This is a genomic window from Methylobacterium sp. WL18 (genome assembly GCF_008040015.1).
Taxonomy (GTDB): domain Bacteria; phylum Pseudomonadota; class Alphaproteobacteria; order Rhizobiales; family Beijerinckiaceae; genus Methylobacterium; species Methylobacterium mesophilicum.
Map to the genome: position 1 here is coordinate 1 of NZ_VRVD01000700.1, position 2,279 is coordinate 2,279.

3 protein-coding genes are annotated in these 2,279 nt (G+C 70.8%); all 3 read right to left on the minus strand.

Annotation, left to right across the window (positions count from 1 at the left end):
- Window positions 1-357 precede the first annotated feature (357 nt).
- Window positions 358-849: a dihydrofolate reductase gene (locus FV228_RS27160; protein ID WP_147857355.1), complete on the minus strand. Its 492-nt coding sequence runs from the start codon at window positions 847-849 to the stop codon at window positions 358-360.
- Window positions 846-1,640, minus strand: coding sequence for a thymidylate synthase (locus tag FV228_RS27165; protein ID WP_147857356.1), 795 nt, complete (start codon window positions 1,638-1,640; stop codon window positions 846-848). Before FV228_RS27165 ends, FV228_RS27160 begins: the two co-directional genes overlap by 4 nt.
- Window positions 1,641-1,750: 110 nt before the next feature.
- Window positions 1,751-2,279, minus strand: a 529-nt coding sequence (locus FV228_RS27170) for a CPBP family intramembrane glutamic endopeptidase (RefSeq protein ID WP_147857357.1), incomplete at its 5' end; no start/stop codon positions are given.

Below are 2,279 nucleotides of genomic sequence, written 5' to 3' on the forward strand. Positions count from 1 at the left end.
CCGTTGCCGCCGGGCCGACCCCACGGGCCGCCGCCGCCACCGCCGCTCTGATTGCTCCAAAGCATCCTAGCCGTCGTCTCCTGCCTGCCCGCACCCGGTCCGCACGCTGAGCGTGCTCCCCGGACCGCGTCTCCCTGCCTGAACGGCCACGCTCGCCCACCTCATCCCGCCCGCCGGCCCGTTCGCGGGACCGGTGGGTCGGTTTGGTGGCTAAACGCCTGCGCGGGCGACTCTTCTCGAGAGGCCAGGAGCCCCATGAGATCGCACGCCCGACAGGCACCTGCGGGTGTGCGCCCCACGCTGTCAAGGCTGGCAGGTGGGCACGCACAGGCCGGAACACAACCGCGGCGGCGCGCCTCAGCGGATGCGTGCCCAATCGACGAACGCGAAGGCGTGCTCGTCGCGCGGGCCGGCCGGGTGTGCCTCGCGGAAGGTCTCGCGGAACGCAACCCGATCGAACGTGGGGAAGCGCACGTCCCCCTCCGGCTCGGCCTCGACTTCGGTGAAGTGGAGCCGGTCGGCATGCGGCAGGGCGAGGGCGTAGATCTCGGCCCCGCCGACCACCATCAGCTCCGGGCCGGAAGCGGCCGCGACGGCGGCGTCCCAGTCGTGGACGACCTCGGCGCCCTCGGCGCGGAAGCTGGGATCCCGGGTGAGCACCAGGGTGCGGCGGCCCGGAAGCGGACGGCCGATCGAGGCCCAGGTCCGCCGGCCCATCAGCATCGGCTTGCCCATGGTCAGCGCCTTGAACCGCTTTAGGTCGCTGGACAGGTGCCAGGCGAGCCCGTTGTCGCGGCCGATCACGCCGTTGCGGGCGAGCGCCGCGACCAGCGAAATGGTCGTGCTCATACCGCCACCGGGGCCGAGATGGCCGGGTGCGGGTCGTAATTCTCGATGGCGATGTCCTCGTACCGGAAGGCGAACAGGTCGCGAACCTCCGGGTTGAGGCGCACCTGCGGCAGCGGGCGCGGCGCCCGGTCCAACAGGGTCCGTGTCTGCTCCAGGTGGTTCATATACAGATGCGCGTCGCCGAACGTGTGGACGAAGTCGCCAACTGCGAGCCCAGTTACCTGGGCGATCATGTGGGTCAGGAGCGCGTAGCTCGCGATGTTGAACGGCACGCCCAGGAAGGCGTCGGCCGAACGCTGGTAGAGCTGGCAGGATAGGCGGCCGTCGCTCACGTAGAACTGGAACAAGCAGTGGCAGGGTGCGAGCGCCATCCGGTCGAGGTCCGCCGGGTTCCAGGCCGAGACGATCAGGCGGCGGGAATCGGGATTGCGCCGGATCTCGCCGAGCAGCCAAGCGATCTGGTCGACGCTGCCGCCATCGGGCTTGGCCCAGGAGCGCCATTGCCGGCCGTAGACCGGGCCGAGGTCGCCGTGCTCGTCGGCCCACTCGTCCCAGATCGTCACGCCGTTGGCCCGCAGGGCGGCCACGTTGGTGTCGCCGGCCAGGAACCAGAGCAACTCGTGGATGATCGAACGCAGGTGCAGCCGCTTCGTGGTGACCAGCGGAAAGCCCGCGGACAGGTCGAAGCGCATCTGGTGGCCGAACACCGAGAGCGTTCCGGTGCCGGTGCGGTCGTCCTTTACGGCGCCCTCATCGAGGATGCGCCGCAGCAAGTCGTGATAAGCGTCCATCGAGCACTCCAGAGCACCAGAATGGCGGCTGGCATGTTCCAACCCCGTATAGGAGCATTGGGGGTGTGAGTCTCGATGCGGGACGAGCGTCCCCTTTACAGGCGGATGCGCTACCCCGGCCACAGCACGTATGTCACCAAGGCGAGGTTCGACCAGCCGTGCAACGCGATGCCGGGCCACAGCCGGCCGGTGCGCCAGCGCAGCCAGCCGAGCACGAGCGCGAGCGGCAGCAGCGAGACCGGCCGGGCGAGCCCCCAGGACGAGACATGCGCCGCCGCGAAGATCACCGCCGTGACCAGCACCGCGCCCAACGGCCCCAGGGCCTCCCGGGCGCGGGCGAAGGCCTCCCCGCGCAGCAGCAACTCCTCGGCCACGGGCGCCAGCACCGCGAGATAGAGCAGCCAGGCCGCGACCGCGCTCTGGCTCATGAACGGCGACAGCCTCACCCGCTGGCCGAAGCTCGCGCCGAACAATTCGGCGGTCCCTGTGACCCAGGCGATGTGCAGCACCGGCCACACCAGCAGGAGTCCCAGCAGCACGACCGGCCGCATCCCGTTCGGGCGCTCTCGGTCGAGGGCGAGGCGGCGGCGCCAGCCCGCGGGGTCGCGCCACCAGGCCCCGCCCAGCACCAGGGCGGCG

Excerpts from the sequence above, each read along its gene's own strand:
- FV228_RS27160 (WP_147857355.1), bottom strand. The coding sequence starts at position 849 with ATGAGCACGACCATTTCGCTGGTCGCGGCGCTCGCCCGCAACGGCGTG.
- FV228_RS27165 (WP_147857356.1), bottom strand. The coding sequence starts at position 1,640 with ATGGACGCTTATCACGACTTGCTGCGGCGCATCCTCGATGAGGGCGCC.